This window comes from Salinibacterium sp. (assembly GCF_031364185.1).
GTDB lineage: Bacteria > Actinomycetota > Actinomycetes > Actinomycetales > Microbacteriaceae > Rhodoglobus.
Map to the genome: position 1 here is coordinate 1 of NZ_JANLVV010000385.1, position 1,248 is coordinate 1,248.

Below are 1,248 nucleotides of genomic sequence, written 5' to 3' on the forward strand. Positions count from 1 at the left end.
GTGGCGGTCACCGATATCGATGAGGTTGGTCGGATCGAACCCGCGCCACTGCCCGCCGCAGAACCACTCCACCCACGCGTGCGATTCGCCGGCGATGGTCTCGCCGATCGCGGCATCCGGTTTCGGATGCAGGTAGCCGGATACGTACCGCGCCGGGATTCCCACCGAGCGCAGCGCGCCGAGCGCAAGGTGCGCGATGTCCTGGCAGACACCCTTGCGCACGGCCCATGCCTCCGCCGCGGTCGAGGTGACCGCCGTGACACCCTGCATGTACTCGACCGCGTCACCGATCGCCGCGCTGATCTCGTGCGCGGCGGCACATGAGTCGGTAGCGCGGCCGGCGATCTCGCGAGCGATAGCCGCGACCTCCTCGGGCGGTTTGGTGCGCCTGGTCTGCGTCAACTGCTCCACGGTCTCGGTGGTGCGCTCGACGGCGATAGCCAGGTCATCCCAACTCAGGTCGTCATGCTCGTGGGGTCGTGGACGCACCTCAACCAGGCTCGTCGCGGTCAGCGCCAGCTCTTTATGAGCGGTAAGGATCTCGAAGGACGTCACCCGCGAACCCCAGTAGTCGACATAGCCATGGTGGCTCGACATCGGCAGGATCTCGAGGTTCGAGTACAGCACGAGCTGACCGTCTGAGCTGACCGGCAGCATTCTCGCCTCGTTGTACGACGCCGTGACATCACCGCCGTAATGGAAGCCGGTCATGTGCTTGATGCGAAGGCGGTTCACGAGGTCTCTCTCACCCAGCTCGGGGCCGCGTTGGTCGGGAAGTAGCGCTGGCGGATCGCCTCGGAGGCAGCGCTGGTCGCGGCCTGCACGTTATCCATGTGCATGGTCAGGTCTTCTAGTATCTCGGCGATCGGCCGGTACTCCAGTTCGCTGCGAATCTGCCCGAGCAGCCGCTGCGACAGGTCAGACACCCCCACCCTGTCGCTTCGTGGTTCGAGCTCGCGCATGCACTCCTCGGCGCGAGTGACGGAGTACAGGATGCTGCGGGGGAACAGCCGATCGAGCAGCAGGAACTCGGCCGCGTTCCGGGCGCTCGGCACCCCGCGATAGGTGCGCAGATAGGCCTCGTAGGCCCCGCAGGAGCGGAGGATTGTCGTCCACGACGGCCCGCTCGCCTCGGTCAGTGAGCGCGTCGCGAGCAGGCGGGCCGTCATGTCGGCACGCTCAATGGAGCGGCCGAGCGTGAAGAACTGCCACGCCTCATCCCGACTCGTGCCCGACTCGATGATGCCC

2 protein-coding genes are annotated in these 1,248 nt (G+C 66.3%); both read right to left on the reverse strand.

Features of this window, described 5'->3' with window-relative positions; genetic code table 11:
• The coding region (locus RMN95_RS16560) for a transglutaminase family protein (protein ID WP_309618005.1) at nt 1–735 on the reverse strand (735 nt) is incomplete at its 3' end.
• Nucleotides 732–1,248, reverse strand: a 517-nt coding sequence (locus RMN95_RS16565; RefSeq protein WP_309618006.1) for an alpha-E domain-containing protein, incomplete at its 5' end; no start/stop codon positions are given. The genes RMN95_RS16560 and RMN95_RS16565, both read right to left, overlap by 4 nt.